The organism is Tardiphaga sp., assembly GCF_041424195.1.
Lineage (GTDB): Bacteria > Pseudomonadota > Alphaproteobacteria > Rhizobiales > Xanthobacteraceae > Tardiphaga.
This window is the reverse complement of the sequence record NZ_JBGMOE010000069.1, coordinates 1-1,794: the sequence shown is the minus strand read 5'-3', so window position 1 is coordinate 1,794 and position 1,794 is coordinate 1. Positions and strand designations below refer to the sequence as shown.

Below are 1,794 nucleotides of genomic sequence, written 5' to 3'. Positions count from 1 at the left end.
GACAATTCCAGGGCAAAGCTGCCCACAAGGTGCAGCTCGATCGGGGCTTCGGACACGCTGAAAGTTTTGTTTCTGCAAAGTAGAGAAGTCCCTATTTCCGCCAGATAGAAATGTCACCTTTTGATGCAGCAGGGGCTGCGCGGAACCCTTCCAGCTTGTGCAGCGTAGCCCCTGCTGGTGCGCTGATCTGGCGATGGTAGAACCCCGGACCCACTGCGAAGGCAGTGGGCTCGCTCACATGGGCTCGAGCATGCGCTGCGCAGCTTCGATCGGGCTGAGCCGGGGAAGGGGTGGACGTCCCCGCTTGCGCTTGACCGGTGCGCCTTCCTGCGGCTGCGGGGGCGGGAACATGTGTCCGCCCTGGGATCGTCGGCACGGCTCGTTGTTGTTGCGCTTCCTCGGCGGCAACATCTCTTGCATCGCCTTGGCCATCGCCAGCGCCGCATCGAGATGCCTGTTCTCAACTATCGCCGCCTGATTTACCTGCCGGATCTTGTCGAACACCCGGTAGGGCAGGACGTGTTCCTCGTGACGTATCTCGAGCCGGCCGTCAGGATACTCGCAGACATCGACCCGCTTGCCCGCCAGCGGTCGGCTGACCTCGGTAGGTTCGAGGATGATCATCGCCTTGTTGTAATGCAGCGTCAGCGCCTGCGTCACCGTACGCTGCTCGCGCCAGACCATCTCGGCCTTGAGATCGTCATGCGGGGCAAGGGGGCGATGCACATCGCGCGGATCGAACGGCGCCTTGGCGAACCGCTGGTTGTGGCGCGCCATATAGCCCGGCAGGAACGCGTTGGCATCGGCAATCGTCGATATGCCATCGAGCCGCATCGCCTTGACCAGGCGGTCTTGCAGCGTCGCGTTGGCGCGCTCTACCCGGCCCTTGGCCTGCGGCGAGTTGGCGCAAAATGATCTCAATGTTGAGCGCGTCCAGCGACCGGCCGAAGTGGGTCATTCCGTCGCCCTTGGCCGAGGCTGTGTTGTTCCGGAACACGCAGTGCTTGTCCGAGTAGATCGCCACCGGCTTGCCGTGTGCCTCGATATAAGCGGTCATTGCATCCATGTAGGCGAACGTGTTCTCGCTCTCGACCATCCTGAGGTGCATCAGCTCGCTGGTCGCATCGTCGATGAACACCAGCAGCGTGCACTGCGGTCCGCGATTCTCGAACCACCAGTGCTTCGAGCCATCGACCTGGACTAGCTCGCCGCGACAATCGCGGCGGTAGCGGGGCTGATAGGGTCGCGGGCGACGAGCATCGCGATCCTTCCACAGACCGGCTTCAATCATCAGTTTCCGCAGCGTCTCGTGCGAAATGGTGATCTGGTGCCGCTCGGCCAGATACTCGGCCGCCAGGGTCGGTCCGAAATCGGCGTAGTGCTCGCGCACCAGGGTAATGACCCGCTGACGAAAGGCGTCGCTGTGACGCCGGTTGCTTGGGCGACCACGCCGCCGGGAAACAAGACCTTCGGGGCCCTCGGCCCGCAAACGAAGGAGCAATCGGCCGACCTGACGACGCGTCAATCCCAGAAGTGTCGCCGCATCTTCGACCCGCAGTTCGCGGCGCGTCACCCGAAGCAGCGTATCATACCGCGAAAGCTCGCCACGGCTCATGGCCACCACCGTCATAAGCGCATCCTCCACAGCAGAGGATGACCATGCCACCACGGACCGCGACCACCCATTGCAATGGGACATCTCTATTTTGCGGGATGGGACATTTCTACTTTGCGCTTACAAGTTTGAAGTCCAATAATATATCTTATGTATTAAAGGTAATTGTGCTGCATTTT

At 61.3% G+C, this 1,794-nt stretch carries 1 pseudogene; it reads right to left on the bottom strand.

The features are described 5' to 3' along the window. Positions 1–234: 234 nt before the first annotated feature. Positions 235–1,630: pseudogene (locus tag ACEK02_RS10835) on the bottom strand (ISNCY family transposase). Positions 1,631–1,794: the final 164 nt, after the last annotated feature.